Here is a 24,238-nt window from a genome sequence, read left to right on the forward strand (position 1 = left end):
ATAGAGCATGAAAGTTGAACTTTTGAAGCTTTGGTTGGGCAAATTGATTTAGTCCTTACAAATCTTTAATTTCTTTTGCGTTAAATGTTGACACGTATCACGCACATCACTAAAATACCGCCAATTTGTCTAATTTCCATAAACACGCAGTTTCTGGTGTTGCAGGAAGGTAGATTTGCAAATTAAATCAATTTTAATGCATATTTATTTCTGGAGGTTGTCTTGAAAAAGTCAGCACTACTTGTCCTAGAAGATGGGACAGTATTTCACGGTGAAGCCATTGGCGCTGTAGGTTCCGCAGTTGGTGAAGTCGTTTTTAATACCTCGATGACGGGGTACCAAGAAATCCTCACTGATCCTTCCTACTCTCAACAAATCGTTACCCTTACTTATCCTCACATTGGCAATACCGGAACCAACTCCGAAGACGAAGAATCCTCTTCAATCCACGCTCAAGGCCTTGTGATTCGCGATCTCCCTCTTATCGCTTCTAACTTCCGTAATGAACAATCCCTTTCTGATTACCTTAAGTCGCAAAACGTTGTTGGTATCGCTGATATCGATACTCGTAAGCTGACGCGTATTCTTCGTGAAAAAGGCGCACAGAACGGTTGTATTGTAGCGGGTAACAACTTAGACGAAGCTTTGGCTCTAGCTAAAGCAAAAGAATTCCCTGGCCTGAAAGGTATGGACCTTGCGAAAGAAGTTACAACAAAAGAAGCGTATCAATGGAAACAAGGTTCGTGGACGCTTACGGGTGGACTTCCTGAAGCGAAAGCAGATTCAGAATTGCCATACCACGTTGTTGCTTATGACTTCGGTGCAAAACGAAACATCCTACGAATGCTCGTTGACCGCGGCTGCCGCCTAACGGTTGTTCCTGCTGAAACTTCTGCTGAAGAAGTGCTTGCGCTGAACCCAGACGGTGTATTCCTTTCAAATGGCCCTGGTGACCCAGAACCATGTACTTACGCAATTGAAGCGACAAAAGTGTTCCTAGATAAAGGTTTACCAATCTTTGGTATCTGTCTAGGCCACCAAATTCTTGCTCTTGCGTCAGGCGCTAAGACAGTGAAGATGAAGTTTGGTCACCACGGTGCAAACCACCCAGTTAAAGATTTAGATCGTGATGTTGTGATGATTACTTCGCAAAACCACGGCTTTGCTGCTGACGAAGAGACGCTTCCTGAAAACCTACGTGCAACGCACAAGTCTCTATTTGATGGTTCTCTACAAGGTATCCACCGTACAGACAAACCTGCATTTAGCTTTCAAGGTCACCCAGAAGCAAGCCCAGGTCCAGAAGACGCAGCGCCGTTATTCGACCACTTCATTGAACTAATTAAACAGCACACAGCGTAATTCGGAGTAGTAGACAATGCCAAAACGTACTGACATTAAAAGTATTCTAATTCTAGGTGCTGGCCCGATCGTTATCGGCCAAGCATGTGAGTTCGATTACTCTGGTGCTCAAGCTTGTAAAGCGCTTCGCGAAGAAGGTTACCGAGTTATTCTTGTAAACTCGAACCCAGCGACCATCATGACTGACCCAGACATGGCAGATGCAACTTACATCGAGCCTATCCAATGGGAAGTTGTTCGCAACATCATTGCGAAAGAGAAGCCAGATGCAGTTCTACCTACAATGGGTGGCCAAACAGCACTTAACTGTGCACTAGACCTAGAGAAATACGGTGTTCTTGAAGAGTTCGGTGTAGAGATGATTGGTGCAACGGCTGATGCTATCGATAAAGCAGAAGACCGTTCACGCTTTGATAAAGCAATGAAAGCAATTGGTCTAGAGTGTCCAACTGCTGATACAGCGAAAAGCATGGAAGAAGCTTACAAAGTTTTAGACATGGTTGGCTTCCCTTGTATCATCCGTCCATCATTCACTATGGGTGGTACAGGCGGTGGTATCGCTTACAACAAAGAAGAATTTGAAGAAATCTGTCGTCGTGGTCTGGACCTATCTCCAACCAACGAACTTCTTATCGATGAATCACTTATCGGTTGGAAAGAGTACGAGATGGAAGTGGTTCGTGACAAAAACGACAACTGCATCATCGTATGTGCGATTGAAAACTTTGACCCAATGGGTATCCACACGGGTGACTCAATCACAGTTGCACCAGCACAGACTCTAACAGACAAAGAATACCAACTGATGCGTAACGCTTCTCTAGCGGTACTGCGTGAGATTGGTGTTGAAACAGGTGGTTCAAACGTACAGTTTGGTATCAACCCGAAAGATGGCCGTATGGTTATCATCGAGATGAACCCACGTGTATCTCGCTCTTCAGCACTAGCTTCTAAAGCAACAGGTTTCCCAATCGCTAAGATTGCAGCGAAACTGGCTGTGGGTTACACACTAGATGAACTGCAAAATGACATCACTGGCGGCGCAACGCCAGCATCATTCGAACCAACCATCGACTACGTAGTGACTAAGATTCCTCGTTTCAACTTCGAGAAATTTGCAGGTGCTAACGACCGTCTAACGACGCAAATGAAGTCTGTTGGTGAAGTTATGGCTATCGGCCGTAACCAGCAAGAATCTCTACAAAAAGCACTTCGCGGCCTAGAAGTTGGCGCGACTGGCTTTGACGAAATGGTTGACCTAGATGCGCCAGACGCACTAACAACAATTCGTCACGAACTAAAAGAAGCGGGCGCAGAGCGTATTTGGTACATCGCGGATGCATTCCGTGCGGGTATGTCAGTAGATGGCGTATTCAACCTAACGCAAATTGACCGTTGGTTCCTAGTTCAAATCGAAGACATCGTTAAGCTTGAGCAAGAGCTTAAAACGAAAGGCTTTGCTGGTCTAAATAAAGACGAGCTAAACAAGCTTAAGCGTAAAGGTTTTGCTGATGCGCGCCTATCTAAGATTCTAGGTGTAGCGGAAAGCGAAATCCGTCGTCTGCGTGACCAATATGATATCCACCCAGTGTACAAGCGTGTAGATACGTGTGCGGCTGAGTTCTCTTCAGATACGGCTTACATGTACTCATCTTACGATGACGAGTGTGAAGCAAACCCAACAGAAAAAGACAAAATCATGATTCTTGGTGGCGGTCCAAACCGTATCGGCCAAGGTATTGAATTTGACTACTGTTGTGTACACGCATCACTAGCTCTACGTGAAGATGGCTACGAAACCATCATGGTTAACTGTAACCCTGAGACTGTTTCTACAGACTACGATACGTCTGACCGTCTGTACTTCGAACCAGTCACTCTGGAAGACGTACTAGCAATCGCTCGCGTTGAGAAGCCAAAAGGCGTTATCGTTCAGTACGGTGGTCAAACGCCACTTAAACTGGCTCGCGCACTTGAAGCAGCTGGCGTGCCAATCATCGGTACTAGCCCTGACGCAATCGACCGTGCAGAAGACCGTGAGCGTTTCCAAGTTGCTGTTGACCGTCTAGGTCTTTTACAGCCAGAGAACGCGACAGTAACAACAATGGAACAAGCGGTAGAGAAATCTCGCGAAATCGGCTTCCCATTGGTTGTACGTCCTTCTTACGTACTTGGTGGTCGTGCGATGGAAATCGTATACGATGAGCAAGACTTACGTCGCTACTTCAACGAAGCAGTAAGCGTATCGAACGAATCGCCAGTTCTTCTTGATAGCTTCCTAGACGACGCAGTTGAAGTAGATATCGATGCTATCTGTGATGGTGAGCGCGTAGTTATTGGCGGTATCATGGAACACATCGAGCAAGCGGGGGTTCACTCAGGTGACTCAGCATGTTCTCTTCCTGCTTACACGCTAAGCCAAGAAATCCAAGACGTAATGCGTGAGCAAGTTGAAAAGCTAGCATTCGAGCTAGGTGTTCGTGGTCTGATGAACACGCAGTTTGCTGTTAAGAACAATGAAGTGTACCTAATCGAGGTTAACCCTCGTGCAGCACGTACGGTTCCATTCGTATCTAAAGCAACTGGCGCGCCAATCGCTAAGATTGCCGCTCGTGTAATGGCTGGTCAATCTCTAGAGTCTCAAGGCTTTACGAAAGAAATCATTCCACCTTACTACTCAGTGAAAGAAGTTGTACTTCCATTCAACAAGTTCCCTGGTGTTGACCCACTGTTAGGCCCAGAAATGCGCTCTACTGGTGAAGTTATGGGTGTTGGCGCGACGTTCGCAGAAGCATACTCTAAAGCTGAATTGGGTTGTGGCAACATCTACCCAGAAGGCGGTCGTGCACTTCTTTCTGTTCGCGAAGGCGACAAAGAGCGCGTTGTAGACCTAGCATCTAAGCTATCTAAGCTTGGCTACCAGCTAGACGCAACACACGGTACAGCAGTGATTCTTGGCGAAGCGGGCATCAACCCACGTCTAGTAAACAAGGTACACGAAGGTCGTCCTCACATTCTTGACCGTATCAAGAACAACGAGTACACCTACATCGTGAACACTGCAGCTGGCCGTCAAGCGATTGAAGATTCTAAAGTTCTTCGTCGTGGTGCACTTGCTGAGAAGGTGAACTACACGACTACGCTAAACGCAGCATTTGCGACATGTATGGCGCACACTGCAGATGCGAAGACGACAGTAACTTCTGTTCAAGAGCTACACGCGCAGGTGAAAGCTTCTCAAGCTTAATTTGTCTTAGCTTAGCTAACTGAACTGAAGTTAGCGGATATAAATGCTCAAAGCCCACTCTTCGGAGTGGGCTTTTTTATGTTCGTGATACAGCGTTAGTTAAATGATGAATATTTGGAATAGGTTAAAATCTTGTGTTTCGTTATTGATCGCCTGCTCAGGATGGTAAGTTGTCGCTACACGAGACTTTGAGGTGTTGGGCATATGGAAATCACTCTGGAAATATTGGCTATTTTGTTTGTTGTCGCAACGGCTGCTGGCTTTATCGATGCGATGGCCGGCGGTGGCGGGTTACTGACTTTGCCTGCATTGCTCGCTGCAGGTGTGCCACCAACACAAGCCCTAGCAACTAACAAGCTGCAAAGCTCTTTCGGCAGTTTTTCCGCAAGCTGGTACTTCGTGCGTAACGGTATCGTTAGTATTAAGGAGATGCGCCTCGCCATCTTGTGTACCTTCATTGGCTCGGCGATTGGTGCAGAACTCGTTCAGTACATTGACGCAAGCTTATTGACCAGTGTGATCCCACTGCTGTTGATCGCTATCTCTCTCTACTTCTTATTAGCGCCACAAACCAAGGCCTCTGAAGGTAAACAAAAGCTCTCTGAAGCCATGTTTGCTTTGTGTGTTGGTGGCGGTGTTGGCTTTTACGATGGCTTCTTTGGGCCGGGGACGGGCTCTATCTTTACCGTGTGCTTTGTCGCGATAGGTCACTTTTCACTGGTTGATGCTACGGCGCGTACTAAGGTGTTGAACTTCACCTCTAACATCGCGGCACTGATTTTCTTTATTTTGGCTGGCTTGCCAATCTGGGAGCTGGGTTTAGTGATGGCAATTGGGGGTTTTATGGGGGCTCAGCTGGGCGCTAAAGTAGTGGTAACAAAAGGGCAGAAGTGGATTCGCCCCCTTGTGATCGTGATGTCGATGCTAATGGCGTCTAAGTTGCTTTGGGAACAGCATCAGCAATGGATTCTATCAGTGTTTTAACTCTTGGAGACTGATAGCTATTTGGTCTCACACAGATATGAATCGGTCGAATTAAGCCCGCTAATTCTTGGAAGCTATACAGATATTCAGTATCAATATTGAGTGTTTTTACGATAGAGAGCGGAATCAAAGCGGGCCCTGTTCCACCTAATGCAAGCTGGGCCGCTGCGGTGTAAGCGTCCATTTCCATCAAAGGTTTAATGCCAAACTTCTCTAATACTGAAAGTTGGTAAGAGTTGGCTGGGTTAGTCATGTCATTCGTGATGACTTTGGGTGGAAGCCCTTTCAATGGCAACTTACTTACAATATAAAAGGGCTCGTCGAACAGATGAAACGTCATCAATCCATGATGTGGCGGCAACAAGCCAGCACATAGACCAAGGGTTGCTTTACCGGACTGAACTCGTTCGATGATCCTGGGCGTGTGGTTGGTGGTTATGGTGATGTATTTATCTTGTTGGATAAACTGCCCCATCATTTCACCTAAATAGCCGGCTATCAAAGATTTAGAGCTGTCTAAGGTGATGAGAGTTGTATCTTCCAGTTCTTGCTGTTCATAAATAAGGCCACGAAGTTCATTGAACGTAGGTCCAATACTCTCGATCAGTGCTATCGCATCTGGCGTGAGTTTTATCTGCCGACCACTTGGCTCGATGAGCTTTTTACCCAACTTCTTTTCTAAGTTAGCAATCCGTTTGCTTACCGCTGATTGGCTGATATACAGCAAGCTGCCAGTGCGGCTCATGGTTTTTGCTTTGCTGAGTACTAGCAGTGTTTCAATACCTTCCAGTAGCATAGGATTATTGATGAAAGTTGGGAATAGTATCCCCAACTTATCTCAATCAAATCTATGACTCTAGTGTTTGTTTGCCAGTTCTTGAACTAGCGTGGCAATTCGGGCGCCGTAGTAGCGAGCGGTGAGCAGATCATTGACGTTTACATCTTCTTCTCCGTCATCGATGCTGGACACCAAGCCGATGTTGGAGCCGGTTCGATTGAGACCCAACTCATCGGTGTGTTTAGAGGCATCGAGTCCAATCCATAACATCCCATGCTGACATGCCAGTGTGAAAAAACTCAGCAGTGTTTGCTGCTGCTCACCGTTAAGGCTGCCGCCCGTGGTAAAGCCTGCGGCGAATTTATTACGCCAAGCTTTAGCGCAGTAAGGATCGCTGCTGGCGTCCATAAAAGCTTTAAATTGTGCGGCTGGGCTCCCCATGTAAGTTGGGGAGCCAAATACGATCGCGTCACACTCTCCAAGTTCCCTGAGCTTTTGGTCGTTGGTGTAGCGACCCTCTACAATTTCACTGGGTAATACCTCAACCATGGTGACGAATTGAGATTGAGCCTCAACACCTTCGGCGAGGGCTTGGGCGACAGCTTTCGTTGCACCGCACTTAGAGAAGAAAACAATACCGATCTGTCTCATGGGTTAATCCTCGTAGAGATTTTTGTTTTCAGCATCCTGAGTAAGGTATTCAATGAACTCCCACTCAACACCGCTTGCATCGTAAAAATAGACGCGCTTGCGAAATGGATTAGCTTCTCCGATATCGTTCTGTTCATAGCCAGCGTCTGATAAGCGCTTCTCAACACGATCAACGTCATCAACAACGATACCGATGTGATTGATACCTACATCTAGATAAGGGGAGCGATCGGTTTGCTCTCTTGCAACGACCTCTTGAAGTGCAATGTAGCTGTCGTCAGTACCGATATGGCACCAGCGGTAATTTGTTTGTCCGCGGTGGCGCTCTTTAAATTCAGGGATCGCGGTTTGGATAAATTGGACGGCGTCATCAATGTTACTGACGGTGATATTTGCGTGTTCAACATAAGCCTGCATTGGAACCTCCAGTGTTCTCTAATTAGTAAATAAATAACTTTATAAAGATATTTGTTTACTAATATAGTTCAAAAAGCGATTAAGTAAATAAAAAACTTTATTTAACTTCTTTTTGTTCCACGCAATGCTAGTTTGGGTGAAGGGATCAGATCGACAGGCACAAAAAAAGGCTCCGGAGAGCCTTTTGTTTTCGTTATAAGATTCAAGCGTTTGACGCACTATTTATTGAGTGCGAATGTTGGTAGAGATAAATGCCAACGAATTGCGCCTAGGCGAATCAATAGAGTAGAGAAAACCCCTGCTAGAAAAGCTGTCTCTGAGTCTTGCCCCATGCTGAGTGCAGTTGTGTGGAATACACCGCCAACAATACAGGCTGTCGCGTAGACTTCACTTCTTAATACCATGGGTACTTCTCGGGCAAGCACATCACGAATAATGCCACCACCGCAACCAGTAATGACCCCCATGATCACTGCAACTAATGCGGAATCCTGATAAGCCATGGCCTTTTCAACGCCAATGCCGACAAATACGGCTAGGCCAATCGCATCACAGACAGGCAGGATCCACCAAGCAAGACGCTTCGGACGCCGAATAATGATCATCGTCAGCAAGCATGTTAATAAGATAACCCAAAGGTAAGTGGTGTCGGTGATCCAGAAAACGGGAGTTGCACCCAGAGCCATATCTCGAATGGTACCTCCGCCTATGGCGGTTACGCTGCCAAGCACAGCGACGCCGAATGGATCCATTTTTAATCGTCCAGCGAGGATCACTCCGGAAATAGCAAATATTGCGGTGCCAAACAAATCAATAAAATAAAGCAGCATGGAATCCATGATACTGACGCTCTTGTATAGTTAGGGAACATGGTAGTGGGGCGAATTGTACGAAAATTCGCTCCAAATAGTTAGCGATTTTGGCGTGCTTTATCGAAGAAATTACACACTTGCTGTATGGCGTTCAAAGTGCGAGGTGTTGGGCGGTTAATCCAATCTGAATTGAGAGACCAAACTTGTTGTTTGCTAACAGCTGGTATTTCAGCTTTCCAATCTAGCCACATATTTCCGTTATCAATGGCGTGTTGAGAGGTAAAGATAACTTCGGGCTCTCGTAGCACGACTTGCTCAATCCCAACTTGAGGATAAGGTGAAGCACTGTTTTGGAAAATATTTTCACCACCGCAGAATTCAAACACTTCACTTGGCCAATGCCCTTGGGCAACCGTGATGATCGGCTTTTCACTCAGCTGATAAAAGTAATGAACAGGTGAGGCATTTGCGTATTTTTTTCTGAGTGACTCCAGACGCTCTCTATACGCCTCTGCGTTTCTCATTCCTATTTCAGGCTCATCGGCATATTGACTGAGTTGTTCAATATTTGTTGCAATGTTATCGAGAGTTTTGGTTTGTGAGTAATAGATATTAAATCCAAACTCTTTAAGCTTTCTTAACTCTCTTGGAGGGTTTCCTGCAGGCCAAGCAAGGATCAGATCAGGTTGAAGTGCGATGATTTTTTCAACCTTGATACCTTGATAATTGGCGACCTTTTCTAAATTTTTGACCGCGGGTGGATAATCGCTTCTGTCACTGACAGCAACGACTTTGTCTCCTAGCCCTGCTTCAAATGCGAGTTCTGTTGCATGAGGAGCCAAACTGACTACTCGCTCAATGTTGTTTTCTGATTCTGCTATAGCGGAGAAAGCGCACGCAGCTGACGTTAGCGCCATGAAGCGATAGCAAGAACGAATAACCATTTAAATCCCTTTATGTATGAGCAGAAGAACTAAGCTTTGGAATAGTATCCAGGCTAGAATTCTCCACGCAAGTAACTTTTGAAGCTGTGATAAATGAAGTGCTGAAGGAGCGATTCGTCCACCTAATTTCGCGCGAACCGCTTTCGTATCGTTATAGATAGCCGGGCCACCTAGCGATAACTCAAGCTTATTCCCTACCGCGGTAATTAACCAAGCTGGCCCTGGCAGGGGCCAAGATTTGCTTTGAGATAACATAGTGCTGAATGTATGACCTGCTTTCGAACCGAATACGATCATCAACGCAAATAAGCGTAATGGAATGAAATCCAACATGGCAGTTAAACGAACAACAGCAATGCCAAAAGGTGAATATTCTTGTCTACTTGGAGACCAAGCTCGAGCCAACTCAGCGGTTAATCGGTACATCAGAGCAGCAATACCCCCTCCAATTCCGTACCAAAACAATACACAAATAACGTTGCGACCGTACCCCATTATTATGGTTTCTGCGCCAGCTTTGCCTAGACCGAGAACTGATAAGGTCTCTGTTTGCCTATTGACGACAGGCGAAAGCAAACGGCGAGCTAGTTTTTTATCATCATTGCTGAGCGCTTTGATGAGCTGGTTGGCCAACTTTTCATTATTGCGCCAATCAATTGCTAATAATAGAAGGCCCAATTCAAATAGCTGGGGCTGCCATACCAAAGGTTTGAGTGCCCACAAAACGACTAAGGCAGGTAAACACATTAATAGGCAGGCTAGTGTGCCTGAAAGTAAGCTTTGTGAGTAACTGTGGTTATTGTTTACTTTACTCGCGAGTAGCTCGGCGAATTTGTGCCAGAGTGTTGTTGGGTGTGCTGAGTAGGGGATTGGAAGGACTAAATGAAACAGAAGTGCTCCCCACATAACTAGGAGCACTCCATTCGCAAATATTTGTTCAAACATTGCTTGCATGGCGGATGGTTACTTTAATAGGTCAACCATCTTCAGGACCATTTCTGAAGAGCTTTGAGCTGCAAGAGGAAGGAACTCGTCAAAACTCATTGGTGACTCTTTGTCTGCTACATCAGAAATTGCGCGTACTACAACAAATGGTACTTTAAATTGATGACATGCTTGAGCTATGGCAGAAGCTTCCATTTCAACGGCAATAACAGATGGGAAGTGTGTACGAATGAACTCTTGACGTTCAGCTGTACATACGAATGCGTCGCCAGTACAAATCAAGCCACGTACCGCGTGCTTATCTTCCATTTGCTCTAGAGCTTTCTCTGCAACCGCCATTAGCTTTTCGTCTGCTTTAAATGCAGCAGGCTGACCAGCCATTTGGCCAATTTCGTATCCAAATGCCGTTACATCAGCATCGTGATGGCGAACTTCTGTTGAAATGACGACATCACCTAGGTTTAAGCTTGGGTCGAAGCCCCCTGCAGAACCTGTATTAATAACAACATCTGGTTGGTACTCATTAAGAAGAATTGAGGTCCCGACCGCAGCCGCTACTTTACCAATACCAGATTGAAGAAGTACGACATCAACGCCGTTTAGCTGACCTGAGAAAAAGGTACATCCGCCTTTGCTTACTTCTTGGATGTCAGTAATCGCTGTTTTTAGGATCGCAACTTCTTGCTCCATTGCGCCAATGATGCCGATTTTCATGTGTTATCTCTTTAAATAAGTCTTAATAATAGTCGCTAAGTGTAGCAGGAACGAAAGAGGTGGGCGATAGATCTATTGATCATTCGTTTGCGCTACTGAGTCAGCAAACCATCTTTGATAAGAAGCTCTCTAAGTTGGTCTGCTCGTTCTCTATTTACACCAAAATCAGAATAACCAACTCGAGACTCGGAACGAACAATCAATTGGTTATCAGATACACGGAGTTCTAAATCATCAACAAATCTAAGGATTTGGCTCGTGCATTCAATGCGGATGTATTGTGTATCTTTCACGGCGACCTTAGCGCCGGGTAATTTAAGGGCACTGACTTCGATGTTATCAATAGTGACCGCTTCTTTAAGAAAATAGGGGGCGAGTTGGTAATCACTTCTATCGTCAAGTGTTGATACACAATTAGGCTTTTCGCCGCATGCTTTTGAGCTTCTATCTACGATTGTTTCAGGACTTTGGCTGCAAGCGGTTAGGCCAACAATAGCGGCCAAAGGGAGTAATCTAGTTTTCATCGTTGAGTCTACTTTTGAATTTCGATATATGCTTATTATTAATAGAAAAATAAAAAGGATCCAATTAGTTGGATCCTTTTTGACTTAAGTGCTGGGTAGGGGAGGTTAGATTTCTAGGTAGTCCATAATTCCCTCAGCTGCTTTCCGGCCTTCATCGATTGCCGTTACCACCAAGTCTGATCCTCGTACAGCATCACCACCCGCAAAGATCTTTTCATTTGTGGTTTGATATTGGAACTCTTGTTGTTGCGGTGCTTTGATGCGTCCCCATTGATCAAGGTCGACACCAAATGGTTCTAGCCATTCCATTTTATGAGGTTGGAAGCCGAATGCCATGATAACGGCATCGGCTTCTAATATGTGCTCACTTCCCGGAACAGGCTCCGGACGACGACGTCCAGCTTCATCTGGTTCACCTAATGCGGTCTTCACCACTTTCACGCCATTAACCTTCCCTTGAGAATCAACTTCCAGACCTAATGGCTGCAAGTTGAACATGAAGTTCACGCCTTCTTCTTTGGCATTCTTCACTTCTCTTCTGGAACCTGGCATGTTTGCTTCATCACGACGATACGCACACACAACGTGCTTTGCGCCTTGGCGAATAGAGGTTCGAACACAGTCCATTGCAGTGTCTCCGCCACCTAGGACCACCACTTTTTTCCCTGACATATCAACGAAAGGTTGTGGGTTGTCTAGCTCCATGACTTTGTAAGTATTGGAAATTAGAAAAGGAAGTGCATCGTAAACCCCAGGGGCATCTTCGTTAGCGAGGCCTGCACGCATATTTTTATAGGTACCTACGCCTAAAAAGACAGCGTCATAATCGTCAACGAGTGTTTGGAGTGCGATATCTTTGCCTACTTCAACGTTCATTTGAAATTCAACGCCCATATCGGTAAAGACTCGGCGTCGATTTTCCATGACGCCCTTTTCGAGCTTGAATGATGGAATACCGAAAGTCAGTAGGCCGCCAATTTCAGGATAGCGGTCAAAAACGACAGGTTTAACTCCATTTCGAACTAAGACATCAGCAGCCGCTAATCCGGCAGGCCCTGCACCAATGATCGCGACTTTTTTGTCTGTCCACTCGACTTTGGACATGTCAGGTTTCCAGCCCATTTCGAAGGCTTTATCGGTAATATATTTTTCTATGTTACCTATGGTTACCGCACCGAAGTCATCGTTTAGCGTACAAGAGCCTTCACATAGTCTGTCTTGAGGGCATACTCGGCCACAGACTTCAGGCAGGCTGTTGGTTTGGTGGGAAAGCTCAGCCGCTTCGATGATGCGGCCTTCATTAGCAAGCTTTAACCATTGTGGAATGTAGTTGTGCACTGGGCACTTCCATTCACAATATGGGTTACCGCAATCTAAGCATCGGTCAGCTTGAGCTTTAGCTTGCTGTTTGGTGAAAGGTTCGTAGATTTCTACAAACTCGATCTTACGAATTTTGACGGGCTTTTTCGCTGGGTCTACGCGATTGACGTCAATAAATTGGTATACGTTCTGGCTCATTTTTTGGCTCCTTCCAATTATTGCGCTTGAACACGTAGCTCTGCTGCACTTCGGCTTTGATGACCTAAAAGTGTGCGCAGATCTGCGGATTGTGGTTTAACCAGGTAGAACTTCGGAATCCATTCATCAAAGTTCGCCAAGATGTTTTCAGCATGGCTAGAGCCTGTTTCTTCAAGGTGTTCTGCGATTAAACCACGCAGATGCTCTTGATGGATGACAAGCTCTGACAGTGAAATCGCTTCGACAGACTCATTATTTACACGGCCTGTGAAATCTTCATTTTGATCGAGGACATAAGCAAAACCGCCCGTCATACCTGCGCCAAAGTTAACCCCAGTAGCACCTAAAATAGCAACGATACCACCAGTCATATACTCACAGGCGTTGTCACCCGCACCTTCAATAACGGCGATTGTTCCAGAGTTACGAACGCCAAATCGTTCTCCAGCGGTTCCGGCTGCAAATAGTTTGCCTCCAGTCGCTCCATATAGGCAGGTATTACCGATAATTGTGGCCTCGTTACAAACAAAGGCAGTGCCAAGGTGAGGCTTAATTACGATCTTGCCTCCGGCCATACCTTTACCAACGTAGTCATTAGCATCGCCAGTTAGGTACAGCTCAACGCCGCCAGCATTCCACACCCCGAAAGATTGGCCTGCTGTACCGTTTAGGTTTAGCTTGATTGGAGCCCCTGCCATACCTTGATTGCCGTATCGCTTAGCAATTTCACCAGAGATACGCGCGCCAATGGAGCGGTCGGTGTTGATTACATCGTAATAAAGGTTAGCTGCTTGTTTGCTCTCAATTGCGCTACGCGCATCGTCGAGTATTTTCTGATTTAGCTCTGCTTTATCAAACGGTGCATTTGGCTCCGTCCAATAAACAGGGTGACCTTCTGGAGATACAGGTGTTTCTAATATGCCAGACAAATCGAGTTTGTTTTGCTTCGCGGTCAGGCCATCAAGAGCTTCAAGTAGATCAGTACGACCGATTAGGTCAGTCAGTTTTTCGACTCCAAGTTCTGCAAGGTGTTGGCGTACTTCATCGGCTAGACCAGTAAAGTAGTTCACCACCATATCTGGTAAGCCTTTAAAGTACTCTTTGCGCAGGGTTTCGTCTTGAGTAGCAACGCCCGTTGCACAGTTATTCAGGTGGCAGATTCGCAAAAATTTACAGCCCATTGCGACCATAGGCGCAGTACCAAAACCGAAACTTTCGGCACCCAGAATTGCGCCCTTGATGACATCAAGGCCGGTTTTTAAACCACCATCGACTTGCAGGCGAATTTTATGACGAAGCCCGTTAGCAACTAGTGCTTGTTGAGTTTCTGCTAGGCCAAGTTCCCAAGGACAACCGGCGTATTTTACGGATGTGAGCGGGCTTGCTGCTGTGCCACCGTCGTAGCCCGAAATAGTGATCAAATCGGCATAGGCTTTTGCCACACCGGTAGCAATCGTACCAACGCCAGGTTCAGATACTAACTTCACTGAAACCAATGCTTTAGGGTTAACTTGCTTGAGGTCGAAAATCAGCTGTGCCAAATCTTCGATAGAGTAGATATCGTGGTGCGGAGGAGGGGAGATCAGTGTTACCCCTTGAACTGAGTATCTCAGTTTTGCGATTTCTGCGGTGACTTTATGACCCGGAAGCTGTCCGCCTTCACCCGGTTTCGCCCCTTGTGCGACTTTAATTTGTAGAACGTCTGCATTGGTGAGGTAATGCGGAGTCACCCCAAAACGGCCTGATGCAATCTGCTTAATTCGAGAATTACGCTCAGTACCAAAACGACGAGGATCTTCACCGCCTTCCCCTGAATTCGAGTAACCCCCAAGTCGATTCATTGCGGTAGCTAAAGCTTCATGTGCTTCAGGGCTTAACGCGCCAATAGACATTGCAGCGGAGTCAAAGCGTTTGAATAGCTCAGTGTTCGGCTCTACTTGCTGCAAAGGTAAAGGTGTATCCGATTTTTTGAGTGACATTAGGTCACGAAGCATAGCGACTGGGCGAGAATTCACTTGTTTGGCGAACGATTGGTAATCAGACGACTCACCGGTTTTAACTGCAGTTTGCAGTGAGCCCACAACATCTGGGTTGTAAGCATGATATTCACCACCATGAACGTATTTCAGTAACCCACCGTGCTCAATCGGCTTACGCTTGGCCCATGCTTTGCGCGAAAGATTGAAAATGTCTTGCTGGAAATCACTGAAGCTCGCACCTTGAATACGTGTCGTAACACCTCTGAAACACAGTTCAACCACGTCGTTATGTAGGCCAACTGCTTCGAACAGCTGCGAACATCGGTATGAGGCGATAGTGGAGATTCCCATTTTCGACATGATCTTATACAGACCTTTATTAATGCCGTTTTGGTAATTCTGCATTGCTTCACGGTAGTCTTTGTTTAAGGCTCCGTCATCGATGATTTTACCTAAGGACTCATATGCTAGGTATGGGTAGACTGCTGTTGCGCCAAATCCAAGGAGCACTGCGAATTGGTGAGGATCTCTAGCGGTACCAGTTTCAACAATTATGTTGGCGTCACAGCGAAGGTTGGTATCAGCTAAGCGAGTTTGTACTGCACCTACCGCCATCGCTGCAGGGATTGGGAGTTTCCCTTTTTCTAGTTGCTTATCGGAAAGAACTACTAATACAGTGCCAGCTTTAACGGCTTCTTCAGCTTGATCACAAAGGTCTAAGATCGCTTGTTTAAGATCTTTAACTTCTGGGTCGTAGTTGATGTCGAGAATAGAGTGACGATAATGCTTTTGACTTAACCCAAGGAGTTGTTGCATGTCTGAGTAGAGCAGAACAGGAGAATCGAAAGTAACTCGATAAGCGTGTCCATCGGTCTCGCAGAACACATTCATCTCTTGACCAACACTTGTAGCTAAAGACATAACGTGCTTTTCACGAAGCGGGTCGATAGGAGGGTTGGTTACCTGAGCAAACTTTTGGCGGAAGTAGTCAGTAACTAAGCGTTCTTTGGAAGAAAGCACAGCCATTGGCGTGTCGTCACCCATAGAACCCACGGCTTCTTGCCCCATATCCCCAAGAACACGAAGCACTTGGTCGACTTCCTCATTACTCATCGCGAACTGTTTTTGATAAGTATTCAGTTGGTCGGTATCGAAGCTTCGTTCGCCAACTTGAGCGTCTTCTAATGCTGAAAATGGAGTTAGTTTATGGACGTTGTTTTCCATCCACTCTTTGTATGGGTGGCGGCCTTTTAGATCGTTATCGATCTCGCTGGATTGCCAAAGTTTACCACGGCGAGTATCGACGACCAGCAGCTCACCTGGGCCTACTCGCCCTTTTTCGGCAACCTCATCTGGAGCGTAGTCCCAGATGCCGACTTCTGATGCGAGTGTGATCAAATTGTCTTTGGTAATGACGTATCGAGCTGGGCGTAATCCGTTTCTGTCTAGATTACACGCTGCATATCGACCGTCTGACAGTACGATCCCAGCAGGGCCATCCCATGGTTCCATATGCTTGGAGTTAAAATCGTAAAAGGCTCTTAGATCTGGGTCCATGTCTGGGTGATTTTGCCATGCTGGTGGAACAAGCATGCGCATTGCTCGGAAGACATCCATACCACCCGCAAGGAACAGATCGAGCATGTTGTCCAGGCTTGATGAATCGGAACCCGTTTCGTTAACAAATGGCGCAGCCGTTTGTAAATCCGGTAGAAGCGGTGAGGCAAATTTATAAGCACGCGCTCTGGCCCATTGTCGGTTACCTTCGATGGTGTTGATTTCACCATTGTGTGCTAAATAGCGGAACGGCTGAGCTAAAGGCCAACGAGGTTGAGTGTTGGTCGAGAATCTTTGGTGGAATAAGCAAATGGCAGATTCCATGCGTAAGTCTGCAAGATCGAGGTAAAATCTAGGAAGATCGGCAGGCATACATAAACCTTTGTAGACGATGACTTGGGTCGATAGGCTACAAATATAAAAATCTTTGTCTTCGGTGATCTGTTTTTCAATTCTGCGACGAGCGATATATAAACGTCGTTCGATATCTCGTTCTCGCCAACCTGCTGGGGCTGAAATAAAGACCTGCTGAATATTGGGAACTGAATCTTTGGCGATTGGACCTAGCACTTCAGTGTTTGTCGGTACTTCTCTCCAACCTGCTACGGTGAGTGTTTCTTGAGCCAGTTCTTTATTGATGATGTCTTTCGCTGCTTGAGCTTTGACAGGATCTTGGCTGAAGAAAATCATTCCGATCGCGTATTGTTTGCCAAGGTTAAGCCCATTTTCTTCGGCGATGATTCTAAGGTAAGAGTCAGGTTTTTGAAGTAATAGACCACAGCCATCACCTGTTTTTCCATCAGCGGCAATGCCACCACGGTGTGTCATGCGATCTAAGGCTGATATAGCGGTACGTACGAGTTTGTGGCTGGCCTGGCCTTCCATTTGCGCTATTAAACCAAATCCACAGTTGTCTTTTTCAAGACTAGGATCATATAGTGCCATTGCAATTCTCCCTTTGCTTCTCTGTCATCCAGACAGTAAATGACTAACTATTCATTATAATTGTTATATCTGCATAGTTAATTAGTAATCGTTATTGAATCTGTTAACAAAATCTATTGCTTTTATTTTCAACGATTTCACAACGTATAGCTAATTGTGCAAAAGGTCAAGTTTGTGGTCATTTATCACGTCATGTTTCCAATACCCAAGTAATTGTCTAGTTATGACTAAATATATCAATGGGATAGAGTTTTCATTGTTACATTTTTGTAACAATGTGGGTGGGTGTTTACGAGGGCTTAAAATAAAAAAGGCTAGCATCAAGTGCTAGCCAAATATAAAAAGTTAGGAAGGGTGTTGCGAACTCTTTGGTTAGCCTTCAATAAGTTAGAAGGCTAACGGAGAGTTATTATGCTGAAAGCATCAATGAATTTGCTTTCGCTTCTAAGTTTGAGTTACCCATTAGGTAATCATCAATCGCGATTGCACATTCACGGCCTTCGTTGATACAGCGAACAACTAGTGACTGACCAGTACGCATATCACCAGCAGCGAAAACGCCTTTCTGGTTCGTCGCAAAACCTTCAGAAGCGACGTTACCGCGCTCATCCAGTTTAATGTCTAGTTGAGCAAGCACGCCTGTTGGTTCTGGGTGCAAGAAGCCCATTGCTAGGAATGCCATATCACAAGGGATAACACGTTCAGAGTTAGCGACTTCATCAAAACCTGGGCGTTCACCTGGTTTCGCATCTTGCCAAACGATGTCAGCGATACGTAAACCTGTTACTTCGCCTTTATCGTTTCCGATAAATTCTTTGGTCAGGATGTTCCAATGACGTTCACAACCTTCTTCGTGAGAAGTGGTGGTTTTCATGATCATTGGGTATTGAGGCCAAGGCATATTTGCAGGGCGTTTCTCTGGTGGGATCGGCATGATCTCTACCTGAGTAATGCTTGCTGCTTTATGGCGATTTGATGTACCTACACAGTCAGAACCCGTATCACCACCACCGATAACCACAATATGCTTATCTTTAGCGTGAATCTCTTCTGTTTTAAGATCTAAGTCGTTGGCACGGCGGTTGTTTTGACCAAGGAATTCCATGGCAAAGTGAACGCCTTTCAGCTCACGACCTGGGATTGGCAAGTCACGAGGTACCGTAGAGCCACCCGTTAGTAAGACCACATCAAACTCTTGGCGCAACTGTTGAGCGTTAACATCAACACCAATGTGTTGGTTTACTTTAAACTCAACGCCAGCTTCAGCCATCATGTTGATTTTACGATCGATAATGTCCATACCCAGTTTGAAATCTGGGATACCGAAGCGCAGTAGACCACCTACTTTCTCGTCACGTTCGAATACTGTCACTGAGTGACCTGCACTGTTCAATTGCTCTGCAGCAGCTAAACCCGCAGGGCCAGAACCGATGATCGCAATAGTTTTACCCGTGCGAGAACGCGGAGTCTTAGGTTTTGCGTACCCTTCACGGTACGCAGTTTCTACAATGGTTTTTTCGATATTACAGATTGTGATTGGATCTTGGTTAATGCCAAGTACACATGCACTTTCACAAGGAGCTGGGCATACACGACCTGTAAATTCAGGGAAGTTGTTGGTCGAACTTAGAATGTTCCAAGCCTCTTCCCAGCTGTCGCGATAAACCGCGTCATTGAATTCTGGAATGATGTTACCAATTGGACAACCGCTGTGACAGAAAGGGACACCACAGTCCATACAACGAGAAGCCTGAGTATTGATCTTGTCACCAAACTCTTCGTTTAGAACGAACTCTTTGTTGTCTTCGATACGAACGGATGGATCGAGCTTCTTCGGAAGCTCACGACCATGTTCTAAAAATCCAGTAGGCTTACCCATTATACTGCCTCCACTTCTTCCGATTGTGCTTGTTGTGCTTCAGCTTTACGCTTTTGAAGTACCGCTTTGTAGTCACGTGGCATAACTTTAACCAGTGATTGAATGCTTACTTCAAAGTTGTCTAGGAAAGACTGAGCAACTTCACTTCCTGTGAATTCAACGTGCTTAGTTAGCATTTCTTTTAGAAGAGCTTTGTCTTCTGCTTCGATAGGATCTAGGTCAACTAGTTCAGGGTTCAGCTTGGTTTCGAAGTCTCCAGCTTTGTCCCAAACATAAGCGACACCGCCACTCATACCTGCCGCAAAGTTACGACCTGTTGAGCCAAGGATTACCGCTACGCCACCGGTCATGTATTCACAGCCGTGGTCACCTACGCCTTCTACAACTACTTTGGCACCTGAGTTACGAACACAGAAGCGTTCACCAGCCATGCCTCGGATGTATGAGTCACCAGAAGTCGCGCCGTAGAAACATACGTTACCTACAACAATGTTGTCTTCTGCAATGATGGATGATTTTGCATCAGGATATAGAACAAGCGTACCACCAGATAAACCTTTACCCCAGTAATCGTTCGCATCGCCTTCTACTTCGAACTTCACGCCCTTAGCTAGGAAAGCACCAAATGACTGACCTGCGCTGCCGTTGAACTTCACGTTCATCGGTTTTGGTAGACCTTGGTCTTTGTACACTTTTGAAATTTCGTTAGAAAGCATCGTACCCGCAGAGCGATCTGTGTTGATGATCGGGAATTCAGCGTTGATTGCTTCGCCTTTCTCAAGCGCTGGAATAGCGGCTTGAATCAACTTACGGTCCAGAACGTCTTCTAGGTTGTGGTTTTGCTCGATTTGGTTGTACACGCCATCTTCTTCACGTGCAGGCTCTAGGTGTAGAACTGGCGTTAAATCTAGGTTCTTGTACTTCCAGTGGCCGATGTCTTCTCGAACTTTCAGCTTCTGAGATTGACCAACCATTTCTTGAATTGTGCGATAGCCAAGTTCAGCCATCACTTCACGCAGACCTTCAGCCATGTACTGGAAGAATGTCACTACGTCTTCTACGCGGCCGTCGAAACGTTCACGCAGTGTTTTGTTTTGTGTCGCGATACCAACAGGACAGGTATTTTTATGACACTTACGCATCATGATACAGCCTTCAACAACCAATGCAGCCGTTGCTACGCCCCATTCTTCAGCACCCAGTAGTGTTGCTACTGCAAGGTCACGAGGCGTCTTCATCTGACCATCAGACTGAACTACGATACGGTTACGTAGGCCGTTTTTCAGTAGTGTTTGGTGCGTTTCCGCTAGACCAAGCTCCCAAGGTAGACCTGTGTGACGGATAGATGACATTGGAGATGCACCTGTACCACCATCAAAGCCTGCGATAAGTACCACGTCAGCTTTCGCTTTCGCTACACCAGATGCAATCGTACCAACACCCGCTTCCGATACCAGCTTCACGTTTACACGGCCAGCACGGTTCGCATTTTTCAGATCGTAGATTAGCTGAGCCAAATCTTCGATTGAGTAGATATCGTGGTGTGGCGGTGGTGAAATAAGACCAACGCCCGGAGTCGAGTGACGCGTTGCGCCGATCCAGTCATCAACTTTATCACCAGGTAATTGACCACCTTCACCAGGCTTCGCGCCTTGTGCCATCTTGATCTGAATCTCGTCAGAGTTAGTTAGGTAGTATGACGTTACACCAAAGCGACCTGAAGCAACCTGCTTGATTGCAGAGCGTTCCCAGTCACCGTTTTCTTTACGCTCGAAACGCGCTGGGTCTTCACCACCTTCACCTGAGTTTGACTTCGCGCCAATGCGGTTCATCGCAACTGCAAGTGTTGAGTGTGCTTCGTAAGAGATCGAACCGAATGACATTGCACCTGTAGCGAAACGCTTAAGAATGCTTTCGATTGGCTCCACTTCTTCTAATGGAATCGAACCCGCTGGGTTTTTAACGAAGTCTAGTTGGCTACGCAGTGTTGCCGCGTTATCGCCTTGATCATCAACCGCTTTCGCGTATTTCTTGAACTGAGCGTAGTCTTTGTTACGAGTAGACTCTTGCAGCAGTGAAATTGTTTCAGGGTTAAACAAGTGTTTCTCACCACGTTGTTTCCACTGGTAAACACCACCGACATCCAGAACTTGAACTGGGATTTCACGAGTAGGGTAACCAACACGGTGACGTACTAATACTTCTTTAGCAATGTCATCAATTGTTAGACCTTCGATACGTGAAACGGTACCAGTGAAATACTTATCTACAACAGATTTACTAATACCAAGGGCTTCGAAGATTTGAGCGCCATGGTAAGACTGAAGTGTTGAGATACCCATCTTAGAGAAGATTTTCAGCAAGCCGCCGTTAACACCTTTACGGTAGTTATCGAATAGCTCGTCAGCAGATAGGTTTGGATCCAGTTTCTTAGTGCGCTGAAGATCAATGATGGTCTCAGTCACTAGGTAAGGGTTTACTGCGTTTGCGCCGTAACCTACTAGAGTTGCAAAGTGGTGCGTTTCACGTGCATCACCTGTCTCAACCACAATGTCACACTTCGCACGTAGACCTTTACGGATTAGGTGGTGGTGAACAGCGCCAACCGCCAGCATTGCTGGAATGGCTGCGTGGTTAGAGTTTACTGCGCGGTCAGTTAGAAGGATGATTGAGTAGCCATCAATTACAGCATCTTCTGCGTACTGACAAACACGTTTAAGTGCGCGCTCTAGCTTGCCTTCTTCTTCACTTGCACGGAATACGATGTCTAGCGTCTTAGCTTGTAAGTGCTCGTTGTCGATTGCACGTAGTTTCTCAAGCTCAGCATTTGAAAGAACTGGAGATTCAAGCTCCACTTTCTGACAGTGCTCAGGTGTTTCAGCGAGTAAGTTCTGATCTTTACCTAGGTAAGTGTTCAGAGACATAACCATACGCTCACGAATCGGATCGATTGGCGGATTAGTTACTTGGGCAAACAGCTGCTTGAAGTAGTTAGATAGATGTTGAGACTGGTGAGAAAGAATTGCTAGCGGCCAGTCGGCACCCATTGCAGATAGCGGCTCGTACCCGGTCTTTGCAAGAGGAACAATAATTTCGTTTACTTCTTCAGAGCTTACACCGAATGCTTGTTGGTGGTGCATTAGACGCTCTGGAGTCGGCTGGCTGTGTGCGTTGTCTGCCTCTGGTAGCTCTTTCAAGCTTAATAGGTTGTCTTTTACCCATTGCTCGTAAGGTTGGCTATTTGCAATACCGTCTTTCACTTCTTCATCAGAAATGATGCGGCCTTGTTCTAAGTCCGCAACAAAGATGCGACCTGGTTGTAGGCGGCCGCGGAACTCTACGTTCTCTGGGGCGATTTCTACAACACCTGACTCAGATGCCATTACTAGGAAGTCATCTTTTGTCACGGTATAGCGAGAAGGACGTAGACCGTTACGGTCAAGAGTTGCACCTACTTGGACGCCATCAGTGAAACATACAGAAGCTGGGCCATCCCATGGTTCCATTACGTTTGCGTGATACTGATAGAACGCGCGACGAGTTGGATCCATGTTTTTGTTTTCTTGCCATGCTTCAGGGATCATCATCATCAATGCATGTGGCAATGTACGGCCAGAAAGAACCAGAAGCTCTAGCGCCATATCGAAGTTTGATGAATCCGAGCTGCCTTCCTGACAAATAGGAAGAAGCATGTCGATTTCAGCTTGAGTGAATAGATCAGATTCGATGATCGCTTCACGTGCTTTCATCCAGTTCAAGTTACCACGAACCGTGTTGATTTCGCCGTTATGAGCGATGTAACGGAATGGTTGAGCTAGACGCCAGCGAGGGAATGTATTGGTTGAGAAACGAGAGTGAACAAGAGCGAGTGCTGTTACCATCGTTGGGTTTTGAAGGTCTAGGAAGTACTGAGGTACTTGCTCCGTTGTTAACTGACCTTTGTAAACCAAAGTCTTGTAAGACATTGAGTTGATGTAAAAATCATCACCAATGTTAGAAATGCTTTCTAGACAAACACGAACCGTGTAATTACGTAGAACATAAAGTTTACGCTCTAATTCTTCAGGTGTGGTGCTTGGGCCACCAGAAATGAAGACGTGTTCGAATTGTGGCTCAGTGCTTAGAGGATCTGCACCGATCATTGAGTTATCTGTTGGTAACTCACGGTAGCCTAATACTTCAAGTTCAAGACGCTTAGCGTTGCGTTCAAGAATGTCACGACATTGTGCACGTTTGTGTTCGTCTTTAGGGAAAAGTACTACACCGACACCGTATTTCTCGAAAGACGGAAGCTTAATACCAAGCTTTACTGACTCTTCGAGTAAAAATTCATGAGGTTTTTGTAGCAAGATACCCGCACCATCACCCGAGCAAGGATCACAGCCTTGACCGCCACGGTGTTCCATACGCGCAAGCATATCGAGGGCTTGAGTGACTACATCATGAGATTTACGGTTTTTTAGGTGAGCAACAAAACCGATACCACACGCATCATGCTCCAATTCCGGAGTATACATGCCTTGTGCATTCTGCTCTCTATCTACCATAGATACATCCTTCCAGTTCAATCTAGGCGCAACTTGGCTATTGCCAGCGAGCCTTGTCCTTTTATATTTATGAATCTAAACCAACTCTGACGAGCCAGTTTGAGTCCTTTCCGTATCTCGCAGGAAAAATTTTGCGAGAAAAACAATCCTTAGTGATATCCGTTTTTTTAGAGCCACAAACTAGTGGTTTATATAGGTGGGAGCCGGATATCACCGATTTATCTGCAACTAATTCTGTAACTAAAATCACAAAAAACGCAGATATGTGTAAGTATCCTACAATTTTGTACTGGTTAATTCCAACGAAAGTTGCCTTGTGTAGACCATTTTTTTCGTCTTCGCATGAATAAATCGCATAACAAATGCGCAACATTAGGCAAATAGTACCTATTTTTTGAATGTTTATTGATATTTGATAGGTTGCTCGCAATACAT

15 protein-coding genes are annotated in these 24,238 nt (G+C 45.8%); 3 read left to right on the forward strand and 12 right to left on the reverse strand.

The annotated features are described in order from the left end of the window. Nucleotides 1-222: 222 nt before the first annotated feature. The 3 genes from carA to ACHUFI_RS10585 all read left to right on the forward strand — a co-directional run bounded on the left by carA (nucleotide 223) and on the right by ACHUFI_RS10585 (nucleotide 5,593). Entirely contained in the window at nucleotides 223-1,362 is a 1,140-nt protein-coding gene (gene carA, locus ACHUFI_RS10575) for a glutamine-hydrolyzing carbamoyl-phosphate synthase small subunit (RefSeq protein WP_394248905.1), read from the forward strand. A 16-nt stretch (nucleotides 1,363-1,378) separates the two neighbouring features. Beyond that, complete coding sequence (gene carB, locus ACHUFI_RS10580; RefSeq protein WP_394248907.1) at nucleotides 1,379-4,609, forward strand: carbamoyl-phosphate synthase large subunit; 3,231 nt, start codon at nucleotides 1,379-1,381, stop codon at nucleotides 4,607-4,609. A 204-nt stretch (nucleotides 4,610-4,813) separates the two neighbouring features. Then, nucleotides 4,814-5,593: a TSUP family transporter gene (locus ACHUFI_RS10585; protein WP_394248909.1), complete on the forward strand. Its 780-nt coding sequence runs from the start codon at nucleotides 4,814-4,816 to the stop codon at nucleotides 5,591-5,593. On the opposite strand, the gene ACHUFI_RS10590 is transcribed toward ACHUFI_RS10585, so the two are convergent. The 12 genes from ACHUFI_RS10590 to gltB (ACHUFI_RS10645) form a co-directional block, all read right to left on the reverse strand. Then, a complete protein-coding gene (locus ACHUFI_RS10590; RefSeq protein ID WP_394249068.1) occupies nucleotides 5,544-6,389 on the reverse strand; it encodes a LysR family transcriptional regulator in 846 nt (281 codons plus the stop codon). The genes ACHUFI_RS10585 and ACHUFI_RS10590 overlap by 50 nt on opposite strands. 60 nt (nucleotides 6,390-6,449) lie before the next feature. Then, the gene (locus ACHUFI_RS10595; protein WP_394248911.1) at nucleotides 6,450-7,022 is read right to left on the reverse strand and encodes a flavodoxin family protein; all 573 of its coding nucleotides are present in this window, start codon (nucleotides 7,020-7,022) and stop codon (nucleotides 6,450-6,452) included. Nucleotides 7,023-7,025: 3 nt separating this feature from the next. Continuing rightward, the gene (locus tag ACHUFI_RS10600; RefSeq protein ID WP_394248913.1) at nucleotides 7,026-7,439 is read right to left on the reverse strand and encodes a VOC family protein; all 414 of its coding nucleotides are present in this window, start codon (nucleotides 7,437-7,439) and stop codon (nucleotides 7,026-7,028) included. 218 nt (nucleotides 7,440-7,657) lie between these two features. Then, nucleotides 7,658-8,278: a TRIC cation channel family protein gene (locus ACHUFI_RS10605; protein WP_394248915.1), complete on the reverse strand. Its 621-nt coding sequence runs from the start codon at nucleotides 8,276-8,278 to the stop codon at nucleotides 7,658-7,660. A 71-nt stretch (nucleotides 8,279-8,349) separates the two neighbouring features. Further along, nucleotides 8,350-9,168: a vitamin B12 ABC transporter substrate-binding protein BtuF gene (btuF, locus tag ACHUFI_RS10610; protein ID WP_394249070.1), complete on the reverse strand. Its 819-nt coding sequence runs from the start codon at nucleotides 9,166-9,168 to the stop codon at nucleotides 8,350-8,352. Nucleotides 9,169-9,195: 27 nt separating this feature from the next. Beyond that, entirely contained in the window at nucleotides 9,196-10,149 is a 954-nt protein-coding gene (locus ACHUFI_RS10615) for a cobalamin biosynthesis family protein (RefSeq protein WP_394248917.1), read from the reverse strand. Between the two features lie 9 nt (nucleotides 10,150-10,158). Beyond that, nucleotides 10,159-10,854, reverse strand: a complete 696-nt coding sequence (gene mtnN / locus ACHUFI_RS10620) for a 5'-methylthioadenosine/S-adenosylhomocysteine nucleosidase (RefSeq protein ID WP_394248919.1) — start codon at nucleotides 10,852-10,854, stop codon at nucleotides 10,159-10,161. A gap of 92 nt (nucleotides 10,855-10,946) precedes the next feature. Next, nucleotides 10,947-11,378: a DUF1499 domain-containing protein gene (locus ACHUFI_RS10625; protein ID WP_394248921.1), complete on the reverse strand. Its 432-nt coding sequence runs from the start codon at nucleotides 11,376-11,378 to the stop codon at nucleotides 10,947-10,949. Nucleotides 11,379-11,483: 105 nt separating this feature from the next. Continuing rightward, nucleotides 11,484-12,896 (reverse strand): FAD-dependent oxidoreductase, encoded by a 1,413-nt coding sequence (locus tag ACHUFI_RS10630; RefSeq protein WP_394248923.1) that lies wholly within the window; start codon nucleotides 12,894-12,896, stop codon nucleotides 11,484-11,486. A 17-nt stretch (nucleotides 12,897-12,913) separates the two neighbouring features. Then, on the reverse strand, nucleotides 12,914-17,377 hold the full coding sequence (gene gltB, locus ACHUFI_RS10635; protein ID WP_394248925.1) for a glutamate synthase large subunit: 4,464 nt from the start codon (nucleotides 17,375-17,377) through the stop codon (nucleotides 12,914-12,916). A gap of 409 nt (nucleotides 17,378-17,786) precedes the next feature. Further along, on the reverse strand, nucleotides 17,787-19,256 hold the full coding sequence (locus ACHUFI_RS10640) for a glutamate synthase subunit beta (protein WP_394248927.1): 1,470 nt from the start codon (nucleotides 19,254-19,256) through the stop codon (nucleotides 17,787-17,789). Continuing rightward, the gene (gltB, locus tag ACHUFI_RS10645) at nucleotides 19,256-23,803 is read right to left on the reverse strand and encodes a glutamate synthase large subunit (RefSeq protein ID WP_394248929.1); all 4,548 of its coding nucleotides are present in this window, start codon (nucleotides 23,801-23,803) and stop codon (nucleotides 19,256-19,258) included. Before gltB (ACHUFI_RS10645) ends, ACHUFI_RS10640 begins: the two co-directional genes overlap by 1 nt. Nucleotides 23,804-24,238 lie beyond the last annotated feature (435 nt).

Origin of the sequence: Vibrio profundi (assembly GCF_043642225.1) — a bacterium.
In the GTDB taxonomy this organism is placed as follows: domain Bacteria; phylum Pseudomonadota; class Gammaproteobacteria; order Enterobacterales; family Vibrionaceae; genus Vibrio; species Vibrio profundi_A.

Bases quoted from the DNA above. Each gene is read 5' to 3' on its own strand.
- carB (WP_394248907.1), top strand. From the start codon at position 1,379: ATGCCAAAACGTACTGACATTAAAAGTATTCTAATTCTAGGTGCTGGC.
- ACHUFI_RS10585 (WP_394248909.1), top strand. From the start codon at position 4,814: ATGGAAATCACTCTGGAAATATTGGCTATTTTGTTTGTTGTCGCAACG.
- ACHUFI_RS10590 (WP_394249068.1), bottom strand. From the start codon at position 6,389: ATGCTACTGGAAGGTATTGAAACACTGCTAGTACTCAGCAAAGCAAAA.
- ACHUFI_RS10595 (WP_394248911.1), bottom strand. From the start codon at position 7,022: ATGAGACAGATCGGTATTGTTTTCTTCTCTAAGTGCGGTGCAACGAAA.
- ACHUFI_RS10600 (WP_394248913.1), bottom strand. From the start codon at position 7,439: ATGCAGGCTTATGTTGAACACGCAAATATCACCGTCAGTAACATTGAT.
- ACHUFI_RS10605 (WP_394248915.1), bottom strand. From the start codon at position 8,278: ATGGATTCCATGCTGCTTTATTTTATTGATTTGTTTGGCACCGCAATA.
- btuF (WP_394249070.1), bottom strand. From the start codon at position 9,168: ATGGCGCTAACGTCAGCTGCGTGCGCTTTCTCCGCTATAGCAGAATCA.
- ACHUFI_RS10615 (WP_394248917.1), bottom strand. From the start codon at position 10,149: ATGCAAGCAATGTTTGAACAAATATTTGCGAATGGAGTGCTCCTAGTT.
- mtnN (WP_394248919.1), bottom strand. From the start codon at position 10,854: ATGAAAATCGGCATCATTGGCGCAATGGAGCAAGAAGTTGCGATCCTA.
- ACHUFI_RS10625 (WP_394248921.1), bottom strand. From the start codon at position 11,378: ATGAAAACTAGATTACTCCCTTTGGCCGCTATTGTTGGCCTAACCGCT.
- ACHUFI_RS10630 (WP_394248923.1), bottom strand. From the start codon at position 12,896: ATGAGCCAGAACGTATACCAATTTATTGACGTCAATCGCGTAGACCCA.
- gltB (WP_394248925.1), bottom strand. From the start codon at position 17,377: ATGGCACTATATGATCCTAGTCTTGAAAAAGACAACTGTGGATTTGGT.
- ACHUFI_RS10640 (WP_394248927.1), bottom strand. From the start codon at position 19,256: ATGGGTAAGCCTACTGGATTTTTAGAACATGGTCGTGAGCTTCCGAAG.
- gltB (WP_394248929.1), bottom strand. From the start codon at position 23,803: ATGGTAGATAGAGAGCAGAATGCACAAGGCATGTATACTCCGGAATTG.